The following is a 231-nucleotide window of genomic DNA, read 5'->3' as shown; positions in this document are numbered from 1 at the left end:
GACCAGGCGGCGGTCGACGGGTACGCCGCGCGCTGGGAGGACATCTCCGGAGGGAGCCGGGGGCCGGGCTACGTCCCGGCCCCCTCCGGTATTCCCGGTGGCCGCAGCATCCGGCTGAACGTGGTCGGCGACCTGGGCGCGGCGAGCTGGCGGCCGGTCCGGCTCACCCCCGGCTCCTGCTTCTCCGTGGCCGCGGGCGCGCCGCTGCCGATCGGCGCCGACGTGGTGGTC

General features: G+C 77.9%; 1 pseudogene. It reads left to right on the top strand.

The features are described 5' to 3' along the window. Positions 1-231: pseudogene (locus ONA70_RS36605) on the top strand (gephyrin-like molybdotransferase Glp); the annotation flags it as partial.

It is taken from the genome of Micromonospora yasonensis, from assembly GCF_026013475.1.
GTDB classification, from domain to species: Bacteria; Actinomycetota; Actinomycetes; order Mycobacteriales; family Micromonosporaceae; genus Micromonospora; species Micromonospora yasonensis.
This window is presented reverse-complemented; position numbering and strand designations above follow the sequence as displayed.